The organism is Pseudomonas ovata (genome assembly GCF_003131185.1).
Classification (GTDB): domain Bacteria; phylum Pseudomonadota; class Gammaproteobacteria; order Pseudomonadales; family Pseudomonadaceae; genus Aquipseudomonas; species Aquipseudomonas ovata.
In genome coordinates this window covers 110762-130249 of sequence record NZ_QFFU01000005.1, presented here as the reverse complement: position 1 = coordinate 130249, position 19488 = coordinate 110762, and the positions used below count along the sequence as shown (strand labels likewise).

The window sequence follows — 19488 nt, the reverse complement described above, 5'->3', positions numbered from 1 at the left end:
CCTCCCGCACGCCGATTGTTATCAATCTGCCATGCTCGGTACACTGCCTTGCAATCATCAGGCAGTACAGTGGGTGAGCCGTCTGTGCGCGGTCATCCACCCGGTCCGAATACCCCTGCGGGAGTGCCTTCATGTTTCACCGTATCGGACGCCACCTGGTGTCTGTCATCCTCCTGGCCGGCTGCCTGCTGAGCAATGCCCAGGCAGCGCAGTCGCTCCATTTCGGTATTATCTCTACCGAGTCGCGTGAAAACCTTGAAAGTATCTGGCAACCCTTTTTCGACGACATGACGCAGGCCACCGGTTTCGAGGTGCAGCCGGTGTACGTCAACGACTATGCCGAATTGATCGACGGCCTGCGCGGGCAGCGCGTCGATGTGGCCTGGCTGGGCAACATGGCGGCGGTGGAGGCGGTGGACCGCTCCGATGCCGAGGTCTTTGCCCAGACCACGCTCAATGGCTACCAGGGCCTGCTGATCACCCGCAAGGACAGCCCGATCAATACGGTCGACGACCTGTTGCGCCAGTCGCGCCAGCTGCGTTTCGGCAATGGCGATCCCAACTCTACCTCCGGCTATCTGGTGCCAGGCTATTACGTGTTTGCCCGCCAGCACATTGACCCGGCCACCGCGTTCAAGCGCACGATCAATCAGAACCACCAGGCCAATGCCCTCAGCGTCGCCAGTGGTGAACTGGATGCGGCCACGTTCAACTCCGATAACTGGGAGCGGCTGGCGCTGACCCATCCACAGCAACTGGCACAGTTGAAGATCATCTGGAAATCGCCACTGATTCCGTCCGACCCGATCGTGTGGCGCAAATCCCTGCTGCCCGACAGCAAGGCGAAAGTGCGGGCGTTCTTTCTGGGCTATGGCACGACCGAGCGACAGAAGGCTGTGCTCAAGGGCCTGCAGCAGACCCGCTTTACGGCGTCCAGCAACGATCAGTTGCTGCCGATCCGGCAGTTGCGCCTGTTCAAACAACGCACGGACGTGGCCGCCAGTGGATTGAGTGTCGATGAAAAGACGCTGCGCCTGCGTGAAATCGACGAGGCGCTGGCCCGTTTGCAGGACCGGATCAATGCGCTGGAAAAACGTACGCCGTAGTGTCTTTGTCCCTCGCCTGCTTCCAGGCTATGGAACCTGCGCCCGAGCGACTATCATTCGCCGCCTTGAACAGGCCGCGCCTTCGCGCCGGCCGTCCAGCGGTGAGCAGGCGAGAGGGCAGGTGCATGTCGGGCAGGTTGATTTATCTCATCGGGCCTTCCGGCTCCGGCAAGGACAGTTTGCTGGAGGCCTCGCGTGAGGCCCTGGCCGCTCGCGGCTGCCGCCAGGTGCGCCGGGTTATCACGCGCTCGGCGGAAGCGGTGGGCGAGGCGGCCGAAGCGGTCAGTGTCGAGCAGTTCCAGGTCTTGCAGGCGCAAGGCGCCTTTGCCTTGAGCTGGCAGGCCAACGGCTTGCACTATGGGATCCCGGTCGAGATCGACACCTGGCTGGCCGACGGACATGACGTGCTGGTCAATGGCTCGCGCGGGCATTTGCCGGCCGCCCGCCAGCGCTACCCCGACCTGCTGGCCATCCTGCTGACCGTCGAGCACAACGTGTTGCGCCAGCGCCTGCTGGCCCGTGGCCGCGAAAGCCTGCCCGACATCGAAGCGCGCCTGGCGCGCAATGCCCGCTTTACCAGCGACCTGTTGAGCGAATCGCCGTTTGTCAGGGTGCTGGACAACTCCGGCGACTTGCAGGGCAGCGTGCGGCAGTTGCTGGACTACCTGCACCCCACCGGCCAAACGTAGGAGCGGCTTCAGCCGCGAAGGGCACCTCGCCGCGCGCCTACACCCGCTGCGCCAGCCACATCCACATCGGCAGGGTGGCCGCCGACAGCAAGGTGCTCAGGGCAATCGCCGAGCTGGTCTTCTGGCTGTCCACCAGCGTAGTGGCAAACCCCAGCACGTTGACCCCGCTGGGGCCGGCCGCCATCAGCACCAGCACCGCGCGCGGCATGCCGACAATGCCCAGCGGCAGGCAGGCCAGCAGCACCAGCAGCGGCATCAGGATCAGTTTGGCCACAGTGATGCTCAACGCTTCGGCGCTGGGCGTCAGCCGGTAGCCGGACAGGTTGGCGCCCAGCACGATCAGCGCGCAGGGCAGGGCAGCCTGGGCCAGCCAGGTGCTGAGCTGCCCGGCCCATACCGGCAACGGCAGCCCCGACAGGTTGACCGCAACGCCCAGCAACAGGCCGATGATGATCGGGTTGGCCAGGCTGCCCACCAGCGTCCTGACCCGGAACGGCGCCTGGCCGGCCAGGCTTTCGTAAAGGCTCTGGAAGCTGAACAGCAGCAGGCTGTGCACCGCGATCACCGTGAACAACAGCACCAGCCCCGGTGGCCCGAACAGCTCGGCAACCATGGGCAGGCCGATCAGGACGTTATTGGAAAAGGCGGCGGTCAGGCCATAGGGCGTCGGGCGTCGGTTCCAGTGGTGGGTCAGCAAGTTGACCAGCACAAAGATCACCAGCGCCGGCACGAAGTAGGCCGCCAGCACGCGCAGGTCCAGCCCGTCATGCAGCGGTGCCTTGACCATGCCGGTGAACAGCACCATCGGCAAAAACAGCTTGAAGGCCAAAGTGCTCAGCGCCTTGGCGTTTTCGCCGGTGATGACCTTGCGCCGGCCCAGGCCGTACCCCAAGACGATCAACAGGAAGATGGGCAGGATGGCTTGGGTGACGGCCACGATGAGATCCTTTTCTGGGCTGAAATGACGAGTGAAGCCACGCAGTATGCGGGGCCTGCGCGTGCGTTGCATCTGCAGGAAACACGGTTGCGGTCAACGGGGCAGAAATCAGCGTGACCTGGGTGCGGTTCATGATGTTATAGTGTTGCAAATTTTAGGCGCCGCCTGCCGTCGCGTCTTCCCGCCTGACGCTGCTTCGACCGAGACTCACTCACCCATGAACAGCCCGCTTCCCGATGTTGCCCTTACGGAAACCTCTGCGGCCCTGATGCCCCTGGACTGGGTCGGCATGCAGGGCATTGAACTGCCCTTGCAGATTGATGAACCAGGCCAGACCCGTGGCGTCCATGCCCGTGCCGATGTGCAGGTCGACCTGGCCGACCCTGGCGTCAAGGGCATTCATATGTCGCGGCTGTACCGCTTGCTCGACGCCTTTGCCGCACAGCACGCCCTTACGCCCCAGACCCTGGCCACGTTGTTAGACGCCATGGTCGCCAGCCATGCCGATTGCCACTCGACCCAGGCTCGCCTGCAATTGGGTTTCAGCCTGTTGTGTCGCCGCCCGGCGTTGGTGACCGCCGGTCTGAGTGGCTGGAAGTCGTACCCGGTGACGGTCAAGGCGCTGTGGCAAGGCGCACGCCTGCAACTGGACGTGGCGGTCGAGGTCACTTATTCCTCGACCTGCCCGTGCTCGGCGGCGTTGTCACGGCAACTGATCGAAGAGGCGTTTCGTGCCCGCTTTGCCGGGCAAGGCACGGTGGACCCGGCGCAGGTTGCGGTCTGGCTGCGCGAGAACGCCTCGTTCGCCACACCGCACAGCCAGCGCAGCGTGGCCTGCGTGCAGGTGCGCATCCCGGAGCAAGCACGTCGCCTGGACCTGATGGCGTTGATCGACACCACCGAAGCGGCGCTGGGTACGCCGGTGCAGACCGCCGTCAAGCGCGCCGATGAACAGGCCTTTGCCCGCCTTAACGGGCAGCACCTCATGTACGTCGAAGATGCCGCGCGCAAGATCCAGCAGGCGCTCGAAGGGCGCTTTGCCGCCTCCAGCGTCAGCGTGCGCCACCTGGAAAGCCTGCACCCCCACGACGCCGTGGCGCAGACCTCCAATTACCTGACCTGAAGCCGATTTGAAGTTGACCTGAAAAAGGCCCGGCCACACCGGGCTCACTCTTAAAACCGCAACGGACGTTTCCACGCCATGACCACCGCTGTCACCCCCAAGCCTGCCTTGCGGCTGCGCTCGATCGATGCCCTGCGCGGGCTGATCATCCTTTTCATGCTGCTGGACCACGTGCGCGAAACCTTTTTGCTGCACCGGCAGGTCGGCGACCCGATGGATGTGGCCACTACCGCCCCGGAGCTGTTCTTCAGCCGTACCCTGGCACACCTGTGCGCACCGTTGTTCGTGTTCCTCACCGGGCTTTCGGCGTTTCTGTATGGCGAGAAGCACAGCGGCCGCCGCGATGTGTCGGCCTTTCTGTTCAAGCGCGGGCTGTTCCTGGTGTTCCTGGAGTTCACCCTGGTCAGCTTCGCCTGGACGTTCCAGTTCCCGCCGACGGTGATTTACCTGCAAGTGATCTGGGCCATCGGCCTGAGCATGATTGCCCTGTCGGTGCTGGTCTACCTGCCACGCCCGGTGCTGGCGGCCCTGGGGGTGTTGATCGTGGCCGGGCATAACCTGCTCGACGGCCTGCATTTCGGCGTCGAGTCGGCCCTGCACATCCCGTGGGCGGTGCTGCATGATCGCGGCTGGATCGAGGTGTCGGACTCCCTGCGCCTGCGCACCTCCTACCCGTTGCTGCCGTGGATCGGCGTCATTGCCCTGGGCTACGCCGCCGGTCCCTGGTTCGCCAGCACGGCCAGCGCCACGGCCCGGCGCAGCAAGCTGTGGCTCAGCGGCCTGGGCCTGCTCGGCGGGTTTGTGCTGCTGCGCCTGCTCAACGGCTATGGCGAAAAACCCTGGAGCGTCGGCGCCACCGACGTGCAGACCGTGATGAGCTTTTTCAACATCACCAAGTACCCGCCGTCGCTGCTGTTCATCAGCCTGACCCTGGGCCTGGGCCTGCTGTTGCTCATTGCCCTTGAACGCTGGCAGGAGCGCGCCTGGCTCAAGCCGCTGGTGATCTTCGGTGCCGCGCCGATGTTCTTCTACCTGCTGCACCTGTATGTGCTCAAGTTCCTGTACCTGATTGCCGTGGCGGTATGGGGCCTGAACCAGGGCAAGTACTTCGGTTTCGACAGTGTCGGCGCGGTCTGGTTGTGCTCGGCGGTGCTGGCGGTGGTGCTGTTTCCGGCGGTGCGCTGGTTTGCCGCGCTCAAGGGGCGGCGCCGGGATATTGCCTGGCTCAAGTACCTTTGAGCGGCACCGTCTGACGCCCGCAGCGGGCAGCGTTATTGTCGGTCCGGCATGACGTTGCCCGCACTTGAACATGACCGTCCATGCAATCGGGCGGAATCATTTGCGCAGGTCGTACCTCTGACAGGAATACAACAAAGTCAGTAGCCGATCATGACCGTATTCAATCGCTTCGCCACTCAACCTGCCGTCGAATCCGTTCGTTCATCCGGTCCTGCCAGCCTGTATCACAGGCTGTTGCAGGGCGGCGCCGACGCCGACCCGGACGAGCTGGCCACGTTCTTGAACACGCATTTGGCGTCTGCCGCCGACCTGCCGTGCGAACTGCCCGAGGACCCTGCGGACTTCGCCGCCTGGATGGACGCCAGGGCCAGCCAGGTAGGGGAGCAGTATGCGCAGTACCTGGCGGCGCGACATGCCGGTGAGCCGCGTCGCTTCTTCAGCAACAAGGCGCACGCCCTGTACTTTCTGCAATGCGTGGCACCGACCAAACTGGTCGATGGCGCCTGGTTGTACAGTGCGCTGCAACACGCCGATGACTGGCGTTACCAGGGCTTGATCCGCACTTATCTGGAAGAGCTGGGCGACGGCGATCCGGGCCTTAATCATGTGGTGTTGTATCGCAAGCTGCTGAACGAGCACGACTGCGCGCCCACCCACGAACTCGACCAGCAGCTGTATCTGCAAGGCGCCCTGCAACTGGCCCTGGGGCAGGCGGGCGATGCGTATCTGCCAGAGATGATCGGCTACAACTTCGGTTACGAGCAGTTGCCGCTGCATCTGCTGATCACCTCGTTCGAGCTGAACGAACTGGGCGTCGATCCTTACTATTTCACCTTGCACGTGACCATCGACAACGCCAGCACCGGCCATGCACAAAAGGCCGTCGAGGCGGTTCATGGCTTTCTCGCCAGCTGCCCGGACAAAGACGAATTCATGACACGGTTGCGCAACGGCTACCGCCTCAATGACCTGGGCGTCGGCACCCAGGCGGTGATTGCAGGCTTCGATATCGAGCGCGAAGTGATCGGCATGCTGGAGCGCAAGCGCAGCTTTGGCCAGAGCATGCATTCCGATTACTGCCGGCTCGATGGCAAGACCGTCAACGAGTGGCTGGCCACGCCCGGGCAGATTGCGCCGTTTCTGGCCACGCTGCAGAACAAGGGCTGGATACGTCGCCACGAAGACCCACAGTCCAGTCGCTTCTGGCAACTGATCGACGGCCCGGGGGCGGTGATGTTCGGTGTGTTCAGCGGCTACGAGATGCAGTTGCTGCACGACTGGATCGCCGGCGACTGGCTGCAGGCGCAGGACACGCGCCCGTTCCGTGCCCGTTTTCGCCAGCGCACCGTGCGCACGCCCGCTGAAACGGCGGCCCCTGAAAAGCGTCAGGCCCAGGTGCCGTTGGCCACCCTGCTGGAGCGTCTGTCGCCCAGCCACCATGCCACCCCCGAAGGCCTGCATGCCACGCGCATGTTCACGCACTTACTTGCCGCAGGAGGCGCCCGATGACCGATCACTCTGCAACCGCTGCACCGTATTTTTCGCCGGCCGACGATCTCGATGCCGGCAGTGACCTGGCCCTGTTGCAACTGGGCCGGCGCTTGCACGCCGATGGTTATCGCTTCATTACCATCACGCCGCTGAGCCATCAGCGTAATAACCTGCGGCCCGAAAACCGCGTGGCCAGAAGTGTGCGCGACATCTTTGGCTGGAGCCGTCCGTTCGATAACGAGTTGCTGACCCGTCCGGAACTCGAAGCCCTGGTGGCCAGCGGGGTGATACGCGCCCACGCCGGCCGGTGGATCAGTGATGTGCGCTGGTCGAGCCTGGGCGATCTGCTGCTGGTGCATTCGGCGTTTCCCACCGTAGGCCACGATGCGGTGTTCTTCGGCCCCGACACCTACCGGTTTACCCAGGCCATCGGCGAGCACCTGCGCACCTCCAGCGACCCGGTGCGCCGTGCGATCGATATCGGTTGCGGCACGGGTGCCGCCGCTATTCAGATCGCCCGGGCACGGCCGCATGCACAGGTGCTGGCCGTGGACATCAATCCCACGGCGCTGCGCTTTACCGCCGTGAACGCTGCCCTGGCCGAGGTCGAGAACGTCTCGGCCTGGCACAGCGACATTCTCGATGGCGTCGACGGTGAGTTTGACCTGATCGTGGCCAACCCACCGTACATGAAGGACACCCAGCGCCGGGCTTATCGCGATGGCGGTGAGCGCCTGGGCTCGGAGCTGTCGGTGCGCATCGTCGAGCAGGCGCTCAAGCGTTTGAGCGTGGGCGGCACATTGTTGCTGTACACCGGCGCCCCGAGCGTGGACGGCAAGGACCTGTTTCTGCAACACGCCATGCCGCTGATTGACCAGCCTGACCTGGCCTGGGTGTATCGCGAGATGGACCCTGATGTCTTCGGCGAAGAACTCGATGCGCCGGGCTACGGCCAGGCCGAACGAATTGCCGCCGTGGTGTTGACAGTCACGCGCTTGCGCTGACGTGCACCACTCGTCCAGACCCCGGCACTTACCCGGCCGGAGTCTTTCTTATGTTACGCGCGGATGTCCTGCGTCTGAGACTGGAGAATGCTCATGGAAATCAATGAAAACGCACCCGGCAATGTGTCCCAGAGCCCGGTAACGCGCACCACCGACAACGAAACCGGCTTCGACCCCAACTCGCGCAACGAGCCGGGTCCGACCCGCAACGGCGACACCGAGCCGCTGCCGCTGGCCAACGAGCCGCTGGTGACCACGGCGTCGGGCAACGGGCAGGACAGCACACTGATCGACGAGAAAGCTTTCGATAAGCTGCGCAATGATAAGGCCGAAGACCCGGACCTGCCGGTCAACCCGCCGCCGGTTGATGAAGACGAAGAACCCTCGCCAGGCAGTAGCCGCTGATCGCGTTTTGGTTTGTAGGAGCGCGCTTGCCGGGATGCCGGACCACCGCGACCGGCTGCGTTAGCAGTCGTAAATTTTCAGCGTTTCCGAGATCTTGCAGTCATTCGCTTTAAATTTTCAGCGTTTCCGAGATTTTGCGGTCATTCGCTGTAAATTTTCAGCGTTTCCGAGATTTTGCGGTCATTCGCTGTAAATTTTCAGCGTTTCCGAGATTTTGCGAGCGCTACGCACTCGGTCGCGGGCAGAGCGCGCTCCTACCTTGGGCCAGTCCCGAGGTGAGCGCTTTCGCATCCTGGAGGCGTTCACTGAACCAATGTTCATATCCGGTTACAAACTCCTCGCCACACCTTCTGCCAGCGCAAACGTCCCGCGTTCAGGCAGCCCTCATTACCGTTCTCCCGGTTTGTCGATAAGGAATCACGCTCATGCTGAAAAAACTGCTGCTGGCCGCCTTGCCTGTGTTGGCCACGGCCCAGTCCTTTGCCCTCGACGCGCAGCAATGGACCGCGCTGGAGCCGGCTGTAAAAGCCGCCGTGGAGTGTCGCAAGCCGCTGACCGCCGAGAGTCTCAAGGACGTGACGCCTGATTCGCCCGGCGCCTGGACCCTGACGCCCGCCATGGCGTTCAACGTGCTCGGCCTGCCCGTGACGCGGGTCGAGGTGTTTATCGACCCCAATGAGGAGCTGGGCGCCAGCTACACGGCGGTCATTGAAAAGCAGAGCCTGAAAAAAGTGCAGCAGCAGGTGAAGGCCGCGAGCAAGAAGGGGCTGATCGGTGACCTGGCCGCCGGCCAGGCGCATGGCCCGGAGCAGGTAGAAATCACCTGTGTGGTGGCCGAAGGCTGAAGCTTGCGAGGCAGCCGGGCAATCAGATCAGATTGATTGCCCGGCCTTGGTCAGGTGTGGCTTAACGATTACGCGTCACGCGCCACACGGTATTGGCCAGGTCGTCAGCGATGATCACCGCACCCCGCGGGTCGACAGTCACGCCCACCGGCCGGCCACGGGTCTTGCCATCGGTGCCGCGAAAGCCGGTAGCAAAGTCCAGCGGCTCGCCGGCCGGGCGACCGTTGTCGAACGGCACGAAGATCACCTTGTAGCCCACCGGGTTGTCGCGGTTCCAACTGCCGTGCTCGCCCACGAACACCCCGTTGGCAAACTGCTCGCCCATGGCCGGGATGGAAAAGGCCACGCCCAGCGCAGCTACGTGCGAGCCCAGGCTGTAGTCGGGCTTGATCGCCGCTGCCACTTTGTCAGGGTTTTGCGGTTGCGCGCGGCTGTCGACATTCTGGCCCCAGTAACTCCAGGGCCAGCCATAGAAACCGCCTTCGCGCACCGAGGTCAGGTAGTCGGGCACCAGGTCAGGGCCCAGCTCATCACGCTCGTTGACCACGGCCCACAGCTGTCCGGTGCCAGGCTGGATGGCCAGCGCCGTGGGGTTGCGCAAGCCGGTGGCATACGGCTTGTGCGCCCCGGTCTGGGCGTCGATCTGCCAGACCATGGCACGGTCGATTTCCACTTCCATGCCGCGTTCGGTGACGTTGCTGTTGGAGCCTATGCCTACATACAGATAACGGCCATCCGGGCTGACGGTCAGGGCCTTGGTCCAGTGGTGGTTGATCGCCGAAGGCAGGTCGACAACCTTGACCGGCGCGCCACTGGCCTGGGTCTGGCCGGTCTGGTAATCGAAGCTCACCAGCGCATCCTGGTTGGCCACGTACAGCTTGCCGTTGGCAAAGGCCAGGCCGTAAGGCGCGTTGAGGTTGTCGGCAAATACCTTTTTCAATTCATAGACGCCATCGCCGTCGGCATCACGCAACAGGACCAGACGGTTGCCGCCTTTGACCTGGGTATTGCCCTGCGCCTTTATGTAGCCGGCGATCACGTCCTTGGGCTTGAGCTTGGCCGCGTTGCCGCCACGGCCTTCGGCCACCAGGATGTCGCCGTTGGGCAGCACCAGGGTCTGGCGCGGGATTTTCAGGTCGGTGGCGATGGCGGTGACGCTGAAGCCTTCAGGCACCGTGGGTTTCTGGTCGCCCCAGGCGGTGGGTTCGGCGATCTTCATGCTCGGCAGCAGGCTGCGCTGCGGCTCGGGCAGTTTCGGGTCCGGACCGCGTGCTTGCGTGCTGTCTGCTTCACCGCCACAGGCACTCAACAGCAACGCCATGCTCAGGACCGACAGTGTGCTGGCGTGTTTCATCGTGCACCTCCGCTGCGCAGATTGGTAAAGCCGGTCCAGGCTGCGACCACGGTCAACAGCGTGACAATCACCGACAGGATCAGGCCCAGCGGCATGATTGCCCAGGCGTCCTTGGCGTGTTCGAACGCGTTGAGCAGCCCCAGCAGCCAGGCGGCCAGCAACACCAGCAGGTACGCCAGTGCCCGTCCGCCCTTGTGCTCGGCGCGCAGCAGGTTGGCAATCGCGAACAGCCCGGTCAGTCCGGCGAACAGCAGTCCGCCGGCGATCAGCCAGGAAGCGAAGTTGCTCCACTGGATCTGTTGGGTGTTGTAGTAGGCGATGTCATTGAGCAAGGCGCCCAGAAACAGCGCGACGGTGCCGCCCAGCAAGATGCCATGCAGGGGTCCGGGCACACTTCGGTAGGGGGGTTGATCGGTTACGGTCACGGCGGCGCTCCTTATCGTTGACGGTCCAGGGCAGAAGCTGCCCGCGCATGCAAATGGATCGTACGGTCGGCGCGTTAGTTCAGCGTTATGCAGGGCTCGACATATTTCGTAATATTGATTGGGGCAGGATTTTGGCGGACGTTCATGAACGGGTCGCCGCCTCGTGCAGGCGCGCAGGACAGAGGTGCGCGGGTCCCGCCACCCGTCGCGTCAGCCATCGTGAATGTTCAGTGTTTCACTCCGGTTGCGTTCGCCTGTACTGGCTAATGCAATGCTTCAGGGCTTGACGAACTTCAAGGTAAACCGGTCCGACTCACCAATGGCGGCATACCTGGCGCGGTCCTGGTCGCCCAGCTTGTAGGCGGGTGGCAAGGTCCAGACACCGGCCGGGTAATCCTTGGTGTCTTGCGGGTTGGCATTGACCTCGCTGCTGCCCTGCAACTTGAAGCCCGCCTCCAGCGCCAGCTTGATCACATAGTCGGTGGGCAAGTAGCCGGTCTTGTCGATGCTCTGCAGATCGGCGCCATCCCGGGCGCGGTGATCGACCACGCCCAGCACGCCGCCGGACTTGAGCACAGTGAAAAACCCCTTGAACGTGGCCGGTGCATCGCCGGCCACTACCCAGTTGTGCACATTGCGGAAGGTCAGCACCCGATCAGCCGAACCCGGCGCGCCGAACACCGGCGCCTTGGGGTCGAACTCGATGAATCCGGCCTTGCCGTACAGCGCTGGATTGGCGTCGAATTTGCTTTTGAGGCTGTCGGCGGCCTTGCGGTAATAATCGCCCGATGACGGCGCCTGCAAGGCGGCAATGTAATGCCCGTGATCCTTGAGCAACGGGGCAAGGATTTCGCTGTACCAACCGCCACCGGGGGTGATTTCGATCACCGTCTGGTCGGCCCGCAGGTCGAAGAACTGTAATGTCTCTTTGGGGTGGCGTGCCCCGTCGCGGGCACGGTTATCCACGGACCGCCACGCGCCGGCCAGTCCATCGGCATAGTGCGCATCGCTGATGCCGACCGAGTAAGAAGTCGCGTGCGAGGCCGTGGGGGCGAGCAGGGTGGCAAAGGTCAGGGCCAGCAGCGTGCGAGTCATGGTTCATCCTGAAAGGTGGGTATGAATCGAACCTACCATGCACCACCGTCAGGGCCATGAAACATTTTCCGTGGTCGACCGAACCGCAGGTTCTATGGCGCACGTTTTCAAGGCCATGATCGGCTGTGGGAGGGGCCGGTCGGCGCCCCGACCTGCCCGTGACAGGATCAATCGTCCAGATTGTGAAACACCGTTTCCAGCAGGCGGTTCAGGCGCTGGATCTGCGCCTCGGTCAGGCCGTTGAAGCTGCGCTTGAACAGGTCGCGGGTGGCGCCCTGCATGCGTTCCACCGCCTGCAGGCCGACATCGGTGATGCGCACTTGGGTGACGCGGCCGTCTTCCAGGCTGGTGGCAGTGTCGACCAGGCCGTCGTCCTTCATGCGATAGACAATCTTGGTGATGGTCGGCAGCTTGGCGATGGCGTGGGTGGAAATCTCGGAAATGCTCGACTCGCCATTTTCCTTGAGGATCCACAGCACCCGCCAGGTCGAGACATCCATGTCGATCTTCTTCAAAGCCTTTTCCATCACCTGGGTATAGCGCCCGTGCACGCGTGCCAGCCAGTAGAACGGAAACTCTTCCTTGCGAAACTCATCGCTGGAAGGGTCATAGCGGCTGCGATTTTTCTTCGGGATGATCATCGGATACTCAAGGGCGCTGGACACGAGGGGCGATGATAAACGTTTCCATCGGCTTCAATCATCCCTTGATGAAACGTTTCGACAGGCCCGACTGCGAATCGGCCAGTTGATGCAGCGCCTGGGCAATGTCGCGGCTCTGGGCGGCGCGTTCACGTTCAGCGTCGGTGCGTTGGGCGATGCGGTTGATCTGCTGGGTGATGTCGGCGGCGACCTGGCCTTGCTGCTCCAGCGCAGCGGCCATTTGCTGGCTGTTGGCGCTGATGTGCTGCACCTGGTCGCAGATGCCTTGCAGCGCCGTGCGCGCCTGCCGGGCGTCGTTGCGCGCCTGGTCGACAGCCTGTTCGCCGCTGGCGGCCATGGCCAGTCCGTGCTGGCTGCCCTGGCGCAAGCCCAGCAGGGTGGCCTGGATTTCTTCGGTGGAGGCGGCGGTGCGCGAAGCCAGCCCGCGCACTTCATCGGCGACCACCGCAAAGCCCCGGCCGGACTCACCGGCACGCGCCGCCTCAATGGCTGCGTTCAGCGCCAGCAGGTTGGTCTGCTGGGCGATGCTCTGGATCACGTCGGCGACGTTACCGATGGCCTCCACGGCATTGGCCAGTTCGCCCATCGCCGTACCCATATCCACCACCGAGGCACCGAGCTGATCCATCGAGGCCTGGCTGCGCTCGGACACCCGCTGCGCCCCGAGCGCCAGTTGCTCGGCATCACCGGCAGCGTTGGCGCTGGCCTGCAGGTTGCTGCACAGCTCGCCGATGGTGGCACTCATCTGCTCGATGGCGGTGGCGGCCTGGTCGGTGTGTTGCTGCTGGTCTTCAAGCGCTTCGCTGGCCGCCTGCACCACGCCGGCACTGACCTGTGCCTGGTTGCGCAACTGTTCGCTGCTGATATAAAGCCGTGTAATGACGGTGTTCAAGCGCCAGCGGTGGCTGGCCAGTGCCATGGCCAGCTCGCCCTGTACGCCCGGGTCGTGGGCATACAACGGCGCCAGTTGCGGGTCGCTGAAATGGTCACCGCCGGCGTCGAGCAGCCCTTGCTGTTGACGGCGACGATACGCCTGGGCGTAGACGACAGACACCAGCAGGCCGCCCGTTGCAACAGCGGCGAGCAGCGGGCTGATCATACCGGCACCCAGACCGGCCAATGTGGCGCCAATACCGGCCAGGGCCGGGGCCTGCTCGCGCATCAGTGCGCTCAGTCGCCGTGACCAGGGCCATGGTGCCAGGCCGGCGGCCAGGCGCTGGTATAGCTGCACGGCGCGCTGCTGCTCGACGGCGGTCAGCGGAAAATAGGCCGTGCCCACCGCACTCAGGCGGTTGTCGTCGAACAGCGGCACCAGGTACAGCTGTTTCCAGTATGGTCCGCCGTCGGCCTGGCGACCCACCACCGGCCCGGTCCAGGGTTTGCCCTGGCGCAAGGTGCGCCAGAGCGTGGCCAGCACCACAGGTGGCATGGCCAGCGCCAGGCCCGACTCGAAGAGAGAGCCTTGTAGCGCCGCAGGGTCTTGTCCGGTCATGTCGCAATACGCCTGGTTGCAGGTGAGCAAGCGGCCATCGGCATCCAGGCGTGAAATCGGGGGTTCGGTCAATCCGTGCATGACCCGCTCCTTACCAGTTCAGGCCACGTTCAATACTCATCTTGCGCACCATGGCGTCGAAGAATTTGCTGGCAAAGCCGCTTTCGCGGATCAGCATCGCCGTCAGGTCGGCGCAGCGCTCGGCGATGCCGGTCTCCAGCGGATGGTCTTCGCCGCCCAGCGCACCGGCCGCGCACTGGTTCTCGGCGGCGCGCTGTACGGTCCAGAGCAGAAACAGCGCCTTGTCGATGCTGCTTTCGCCCACGGCGATGCCGTGGTTGCGCAACACCAGAATGTGCTTGTCGCCCAGGCTCTGGATCATCCGCGTTTTCTCGTCATCGAACAGGGTGATGCCTTCGAAGGTGTGGTAGCCGACCCGGCCATACAGCTGTGCGCCGTAGAAGTCGTCGTGGGTAAAGCCGCGTTTTTTCTGCACCACGGCCGAAATCGGCGTGGTGTGGGTGTGGATCAGACACTGGATGTCATCGCGGGCACCGTGCACGGCGCTGTGCAAGGCAAAGCCGGCCGGGTTGCCGTCGTAGTCCGAAGGCTCCAGCTTGTGACCGTGCAGGTCGACCTTGAGCAGGTTCCAGGGCGTGATTTCGGTGTAGTTCAGGCCGAACGGATTGACCAGGTAGTGGTGCGCCGGGCCCGGCAGGCGCGCCGAGATATGGTTGAAGATGGCTTCGGTCCAGCCGAACCAGTCCACCAGGTGGTAGCACTGGGCGAGCTTGACGCGCAAAGCCCATTCGGCGTCGTCGATGTGGGCGGGCTGGATGAATTGATCGCGGTTCACGGTCATGACGGTTCCTGCTGGCAAAGGCTGTTCAAAGGGACGGCTGGCTGCGAAAGCGCGCCAGGTTGAGGATGTCGCGGGTCACCGGCATGTTCAGGCCCTGGCGCTCGGCCAGTTCGATCACCGCATCGCCGATTGCTTGCAGCTCCAGCGGGCGGCCGTGTTCGTAGTCCTGCAGCATCGAGGTGCGCACCTCACCCATGTCGGCGCCCATCTGCATGAAGGTCTGCGGATCGAAGCCGACCCGGGCACCGTAGGCGGCGGCCGTCAGCAGCGTTTCGTTGAGGATCTTGGCCACCACCGCGTTGAGTCCGGGCTGGCCGTACAACTGCGCCAGGGTCGCGCCGGTGAGCACCGACAACGGGTTGGAGGTCAGGTTGGCGATGATCTTGGTCCACAGCGAGTCGCGGATCCGCTCGCTGGCCCGGGCCTCGATGCCGGCGCCTTTGATCAGCGCACAGACCTGCGCCAGGCGCGGGCTCTGGCTGTTGTCCGGCTCGCCAAGGATCATCAGGTGCGGGTTGCTGGCGCGGACTACGCCTGGTGCCAGCACTTCGGCGGTGATGAACACCACGCAGCCCAGTACGTGCTTCACATCCAGCGCCTGGCTGATCACGCCGCCGGGGTCGACCGCTTCGATGTGCGAATTGGCAAAGCGGCCCGTGTCGCCGTGGAAATACCACCAGGGCACGCCGTTGACCACTGGCACCACCACCGTGTGCGGGCCGATCAGGGGTGCCAGGGTCGGCAACAGACTGGCCAGGCCCGGCGCCTTGATACAGATGAACACCAGGTCTTGCTCGCCCAGTTGCGCAGGGTCAGCCGCGACCTTGACGTGCGCATGGTGCTCGCCGTCCAGGTCCGTCAGGGTCACGCCGTGACTGGCAATGGCTGCCAGCGTGGCGCCGCGTGCCAGGACGCTGACCGGCTGGCCACTGTTGGCCAGGCGCGCGGCGAGGGTGCAGCCGATGGCGCCGGCGCCGACGATGCAGACCCGCCTGTTCGGCGGTGAAGGAAGATCGTCCATGAGTATGTCCTCAGCTGGCAAGCATGGTCTGGTGTTTGCTGGCGGCGCCCAGGTAGGCGTCGATCACCCGCGGGTCGTGGGCCAGCCGCGCCGCGGGGCCGTGCATGGCCACCTGGCCGGTTTCCAGCACGTAGGCGTAGTCGGCGACTTTCAGGGCGGCGCGGGCGTTCTGCTCGACCAGCAGGATCGATACGCCCTGGCCACGCAGTTGATCAATGATGCGAAAGATCTCGCGGGTGATCAGCGGCGCCAGGCCCAGGCTGGGTTCGTCGAGCATCAGCAGCTTGGGCTTGGCCATCAGTGCCCGGCCCACGGCGAGCATCTGCCGCTCGCCACCGGACAGCGTGGCGGCGGCCTGCTTGCGGCGTTCCTGCAGGCGCGGGAACAGGCTGTAGATGTCGTCCAGGCTGGCAGCGAACGAGCGGTCGCCCTGGCGGTAGCGCATGAAGCCGCCGAGCTTGAGGTTGTCCTCGACGCTCATGCTGGAAAACAGCTCGCGCTTTTCCGGCACCAGGCCAAGCCCGCGGCCCACCAGCACTTCCACTTCAGGCACCACTTCCAGGCGCCCGTCAAAATTGACCTGCCCACGCGAGCCCAGCAGGCCCATGATGGCCGAGAGCAAGGTGGTCTTGCCGGCGCCGTTGGGGCCGATCACGGTGACGATCTGGCCCTGGCCGACGGTCAGGCTGGCGTCGGTCAGCGCTTCGACCTTGCCGTAGGCCACGCACAGGTTGTTGATCTCGAGCAGGGGCTTGTTCACAAGGTTCATGCTTCACTCCACGCCCAGATAGGCTTGCAAGACGGCAGGGTCGGACTGGATGGTCTCGGGCAGGCCTTCGGCGATCTTCTGGCCGAATTCCATGACGGTGATGCGGTCGACCAGGCCCATGACAAAGTCCATGTCGTGCTCGACCAGTAAAATGGCCATGCCCTCGTCGCGCAGGCGGCCCAGCAGGGCGGCCAGTTCCTGTTTCTCTTTATGGCGCAGACCGGCCGCCGGCTCGTCGAGCAGCAACAGGCAAGGGTCGGCGCACAGGGCGCGGGCGATTTCCAGGATGCGTTGCTGGCCCAGCGCCAGGGCACCGGCTTCTTCGTACAGGTGCTCGCCCAGGCCGACGCGCTCCAGTTGCCGACGTGCTTCGGCCAGCAGGCGCGCCTCTTCGCTGCGCTCCAAGTGGGCAAAGCTCGACAGCACGCCGCCCTGGGCGCGCAGGTGGGCGCCGATGGCGACGTTTTCCAGCACGGTCATGCTCGGCAGCAGCTTGACGTGCTGGAAGGTGCGGCTCATGCCCAGCCGGGCGATGTGGCGCGAGGGGATGCCATTGATGCGCTGGCCCAGAAACAGCACGTCGCCCGAGGTCGGGATGTCGACGCCGGAGAGCTGGTTGAACAGGGTGCTCTTGCCGGCGCCGTTGGGGCCGATCAGGGCCAGGATCTCGCCGGCGTGCAGGCTCAGGTTCATGGCGTTGTTGGCCACCAGGCCGCCAAAGCAGCGGGTCACCTGGCGCGCTTCAAGAATCAGCTCGCCCTTGGCCGGTTGCGTGCGACGTGCCAGGGCCTCGGCCTCTGGCGGTGCCGGGCGCGGCGGGCGAGACTGGGCAAAGCGCTTGGCCAGCAGCGGCCACAAGCCGCCGGGCATGCGCTGCATCATCAAAATCACCAGCAGGCCGAAGACGATGGTCTCGTAGTTGCCCTGGCTGCCCATCACCAGTGGCAGCCAGTCCTGCAGCCACTGCTTGAGCAGGGTCAGCACGCCGGCACCGAGCAACGCGCCCCAGACACTGCCGACCCCGCCGATCAAGGCCATGAACAGGTAGTCGATGCCCATGTGCAGGCCGAACGGCGTCGGGTTGACGAAGCGCTGGGTGTGCGCATACAGCCAGCCGGACACCGCCGCGAACAACGCCGAGACCAGGAAAATCACCAGCTTGGCGCGAAAGGTATTGACGCCCATCGACTCGGCCATCACCTGGCCGCCCTTGAGCGCCCGGATCGCCCGGCCCTGGCGCGAGTCGAGCAGGTTCTGGGTGATCACGATCGCCACCAGCAGCACGGCCCAGATCAGGTAGAAAATCTTCTCGCCCTTGTCCAGCACCAGCCCGAACAGGCTGATGGCCGGCAGGTCGCTGATACCGGTCTGGCCGCCCAGGCCTTCAAGGTTGCCGAACAGGTAATACAGCGACAGGCCCCAGGCGATGGTGCCCAGCGGCAGGTAATGACCCGACAGCTTGAGGGTCATCGCGCCCAGCGCAATGGCCACCACCGCCGTGAGCACCAGCCCTACCAGCAGCGCCAGCCACGGCGAGCCGCCGGCCCAGGCCAGCCAGGCCGGCAATTGTTCGGTGGTGGTCAGGTAGGCACTGGTGTAGGCACCCAGACCCACAAAGGCGGCCTGGCCGAAGCTGGTCATGCCGCCGACGCCGGTCAGCAGCACCAGGCCCAGCACCACCAGTGCATACAGGCCGATGTAGTTGAGCAGGGTGACCTGGAAGGTCGGCAACAGCAGGGGGGCCAGGCCCATGACGGCGATAAAGGCCAGGGTCAGGTGACGGGGCTTCATGCCTCTTCCTCCACGTGATGGCTGAGCAGCGAGCGCCACAGCAGAAAGGGAATGATCAGGGTGAACACGATCACCTCCTTGTAGTTACTGGCCCAGAACATCGAGAACGCCTCGACCAGGCCGACCGCCACCGCGCCCACGGCCGCCAGCGGGTAACTGATCAGGCCGCCGATGATGGCGCCGACGAAGCCCTTGAGGCTGATGACAAAGCCGGAGTCGAAATACAGCGTGGTAATAGGCGCAATCAGAATCCCCGACAGGCAGCCGATGAAGGTCGCCATGCCGAAGGTCGCCTTGCCGGCCAGGTCCGGCGAAATGCCCATCAGGCGTGCGCCGGTGCGGTTCACCGCCGTGGCCTGCAGGGCCTTGCCATACAGGCTGCGGCCGAAGAACAGAAACAGGGTGGTGATCAGCACCAGCGACAGCGCCAGCACCCACAGGGTCTGGCTGTTGAGGGTGACCGGGCCCAGCGCCAGGCCGGCTTCGGAAAACGGTTTGGTGCGTGCGCCTTCCGGGCCGAACAGCAAAAGGCCCAGGCCGACCATGGCCACGTGCACGGCAATCGACACGATCAGCAGCACCAGCGGCGTGGCGCCGGCGATGGGCTGGAAGAACAGGCGGTACATCAACGGCCCCAACGGCACTACCAGGCACAGGGTCAGCACGGCCTGGGCGGCCATCGGCAGGCTGGCCAGCGGCAGCTGGTACACGGCCAGCACCAGCAGCGCGCAATAGCCGGCCTTGACCAGCATGCGCCGATCAATGCGCACCCCGCGCCCGGCACGGTAGCGCGCCACGACGTCGAGCACGGCCTCGATCAGGGTCAGGGCCAGCAGCAACCAGGCCAGTGGCGTCGGGTGACCGGCCTGGATAGCGGCCATGGTCAGGGCGCCGTAGGTGACGAATTCGCCCTGGGGAATCAGAAGCACGCGGGTGACGGTGAACACCAGCAATATCGACAGCGCGAGTAGGGCATAGATGGCACCGTTGGTGATGCCGTCCTGGCCCAGCAGCAGGGCTATCTGGACATTCATGGGAAGGTTCTCGCAAGGCTGAATACGGTTTTTATGGGCACAGGTCTGGAAACGTGGCGGTAGGTGCGCTCTGCCGGAATGCCGGACCACCGCGACCGAGTGCGTCAGCGCTCGCAAAATTTCTGAAACGCCACAAATTCATGA

At 64.2% G+C, this 19488-nt stretch carries 19 protein-coding genes; 8 read left to right on the top strand and 11 right to left on the bottom strand.

Annotated features, from left to right (window positions below):
• The first annotated feature begins 131 nt into the window (after positions 1–131).
• Complete coding sequence (gene phnD / locus DGA31_RS09220) at positions 132–1106, top strand: phosphonate ABC transporter substrate-binding protein (RefSeq protein ID WP_109512327.1); 975 nt, start codon at positions 132–134, stop codon at positions 1104–1106.
• Between the two features lie 125 nt (positions 1107–1231).
• Positions 1232–1795: a phosphonate metabolism protein/1,5-bisphosphokinase (PRPP-forming) PhnN gene (gene phnN / locus DGA31_RS09215; protein ID WP_109512326.1), complete on the top strand. Its 564-nt coding sequence runs from the start codon at positions 1232–1234 to the stop codon at positions 1793–1795.
• Between the two features lie 37 nt (positions 1796–1832).
• Here the strand turns inward: phnN and DGA31_RS09210 are convergent, their stop codons facing one another.
• Positions 1833–2732, bottom strand: coding sequence for an AEC family transporter (locus DGA31_RS09210; protein WP_109512325.1), 900 nt, complete (start codon positions 2730–2732; stop codon positions 1833–1835).
• 217 nt (positions 2733–2949) lie between these two features.
• Here DGA31_RS09210 and folE2 point away from each other — a divergent pair, with 217 nt between their 5' ends.
• The 6 genes from folE2 to DGA31_RS09180 all read left to right on the top strand — a co-directional run bounded on the left by folE2 (position 2950) and on the right by DGA31_RS09180 (position 8839).
• Positions 2950–3855, top strand: coding sequence for a GTP cyclohydrolase FolE2 (gene folE2, locus DGA31_RS09205; RefSeq protein ID WP_109512324.1), 906 nt, complete (start codon positions 2950–2952; stop codon positions 3853–3855).
• Between the two features lie 78 nt (positions 3856–3933).
• Positions 3934–5094, top strand: a complete 1161-nt coding sequence (locus tag DGA31_RS09200; protein ID WP_109512323.1) for an acetyltransferase domain-containing protein — start codon at positions 3934–3936, stop codon at positions 5092–5094.
• Between the two features lie 150 nt (positions 5095–5244).
• Positions 5245–6603 (top strand): iron-containing redox enzyme family protein, encoded by a 1359-nt coding sequence (locus DGA31_RS09195; protein ID WP_109512322.1) that lies wholly within the window; start codon positions 5245–5247, stop codon positions 6601–6603.
• Entirely contained in the window at positions 6600–7589 is a 990-nt protein-coding gene (locus tag DGA31_RS09190; RefSeq protein WP_056839993.1) for a methyltransferase, read from the top strand. The genes DGA31_RS09195 and DGA31_RS09190 overlap by 4 nt, the downstream gene beginning before the upstream one ends.
• Before the next feature lie 93 nt (positions 7590–7682).
• A complete protein-coding gene (locus DGA31_RS29965; RefSeq protein ID WP_109512321.1) occupies positions 7683–7994 on the top strand; it encodes a hypothetical protein in 312 nt (103 codons plus the stop codon).
• Between the two features lie 425 nt (positions 7995–8419).
• A complete protein-coding gene (locus tag DGA31_RS09180; protein ID WP_241509554.1) occupies positions 8420–8839 on the top strand; it encodes a hypothetical protein in 420 nt (139 codons plus the stop codon).
• 61 nt (positions 8840–8900) lie between these two features.
• Here DGA31_RS09180 and DGA31_RS09175 read toward each other — a convergent pair whose 3' ends face one another.
• From DGA31_RS09175 to DGA31_RS09130, 10 genes are all read right to left on the bottom strand, one after another.
• The gene (locus DGA31_RS09175) at positions 8901–10193 is read right to left on the bottom strand and encodes a PQQ-dependent sugar dehydrogenase (RefSeq protein ID WP_109512320.1); all 1293 of its coding nucleotides are present in this window, start codon (positions 10191–10193) and stop codon (positions 8901–8903) included.
• Entirely contained in the window at positions 10190–10618 is a 429-nt protein-coding gene (locus DGA31_RS09170) for a DUF2231 domain-containing protein (RefSeq protein ID WP_109512319.1), read from the bottom strand. The genes DGA31_RS09175 and DGA31_RS09170 overlap by 4 nt, the downstream gene beginning before the upstream one ends.
• A gap of 276 nt (positions 10619–10894) precedes the next feature.
• Entirely contained in the window at positions 10895–11713 is an 819-nt protein-coding gene (locus DGA31_RS09165) for a class I SAM-dependent methyltransferase (RefSeq protein WP_109512318.1), read from the bottom strand.
• Between the two features lie 167 nt (positions 11714–11880).
• A complete protein-coding gene (locus DGA31_RS09160) occupies positions 11881–12354 on the bottom strand; it encodes a MarR family winged helix-turn-helix transcriptional regulator (RefSeq protein WP_056839988.1) in 474 nt (157 codons plus the stop codon).
• A gap of 58 nt (positions 12355–12412) precedes the next feature.
• Entirely contained in the window at positions 12413–13948 is a 1536-nt protein-coding gene (locus tag DGA31_RS09155) for a methyl-accepting chemotaxis protein (RefSeq protein WP_109512317.1), read from the bottom strand.
• Between the two features lie 10 nt (positions 13949–13958).
• Entirely contained in the window at positions 13959–14729 is a 771-nt protein-coding gene (locus DGA31_RS09150; RefSeq protein ID WP_056839986.1) for a class II aldolase/adducin family protein, read from the bottom strand.
• Positions 14730–14754: 25 nt separating this feature from the next.
• Positions 14755–15750, bottom strand: coding sequence for a ketopantoate reductase family protein (locus DGA31_RS09145; RefSeq protein WP_109512316.1), 996 nt, complete (start codon positions 15748–15750; stop codon positions 14755–14757).
• Between the two features lie 10 nt (positions 15751–15760).
• A complete protein-coding gene (locus DGA31_RS09140; RefSeq protein ID WP_056839984.1) occupies positions 15761–16519 on the bottom strand; it encodes an ABC transporter ATP-binding protein in 759 nt (252 codons plus the stop codon).
• A gap of 3 nt (positions 16520–16522) precedes the next feature.
• Positions 16523–18310, bottom strand: coding sequence for a branched-chain amino acid ABC transporter ATP-binding protein/permease (locus tag DGA31_RS09135; protein ID WP_109512315.1), 1788 nt, complete (start codon positions 18308–18310; stop codon positions 16523–16525).
• The gene (locus DGA31_RS09130; RefSeq protein ID WP_056839982.1) at positions 18307–19344 is read right to left on the bottom strand and encodes a branched-chain amino acid ABC transporter permease; all 1038 of its coding nucleotides are present in this window, start codon (positions 19342–19344) and stop codon (positions 18307–18309) included. Before DGA31_RS09130 ends, DGA31_RS09135 begins: the two co-directional genes overlap by 4 nt.
• Between the last annotated feature and the right edge of the window lie 144 nt (positions 19345–19488).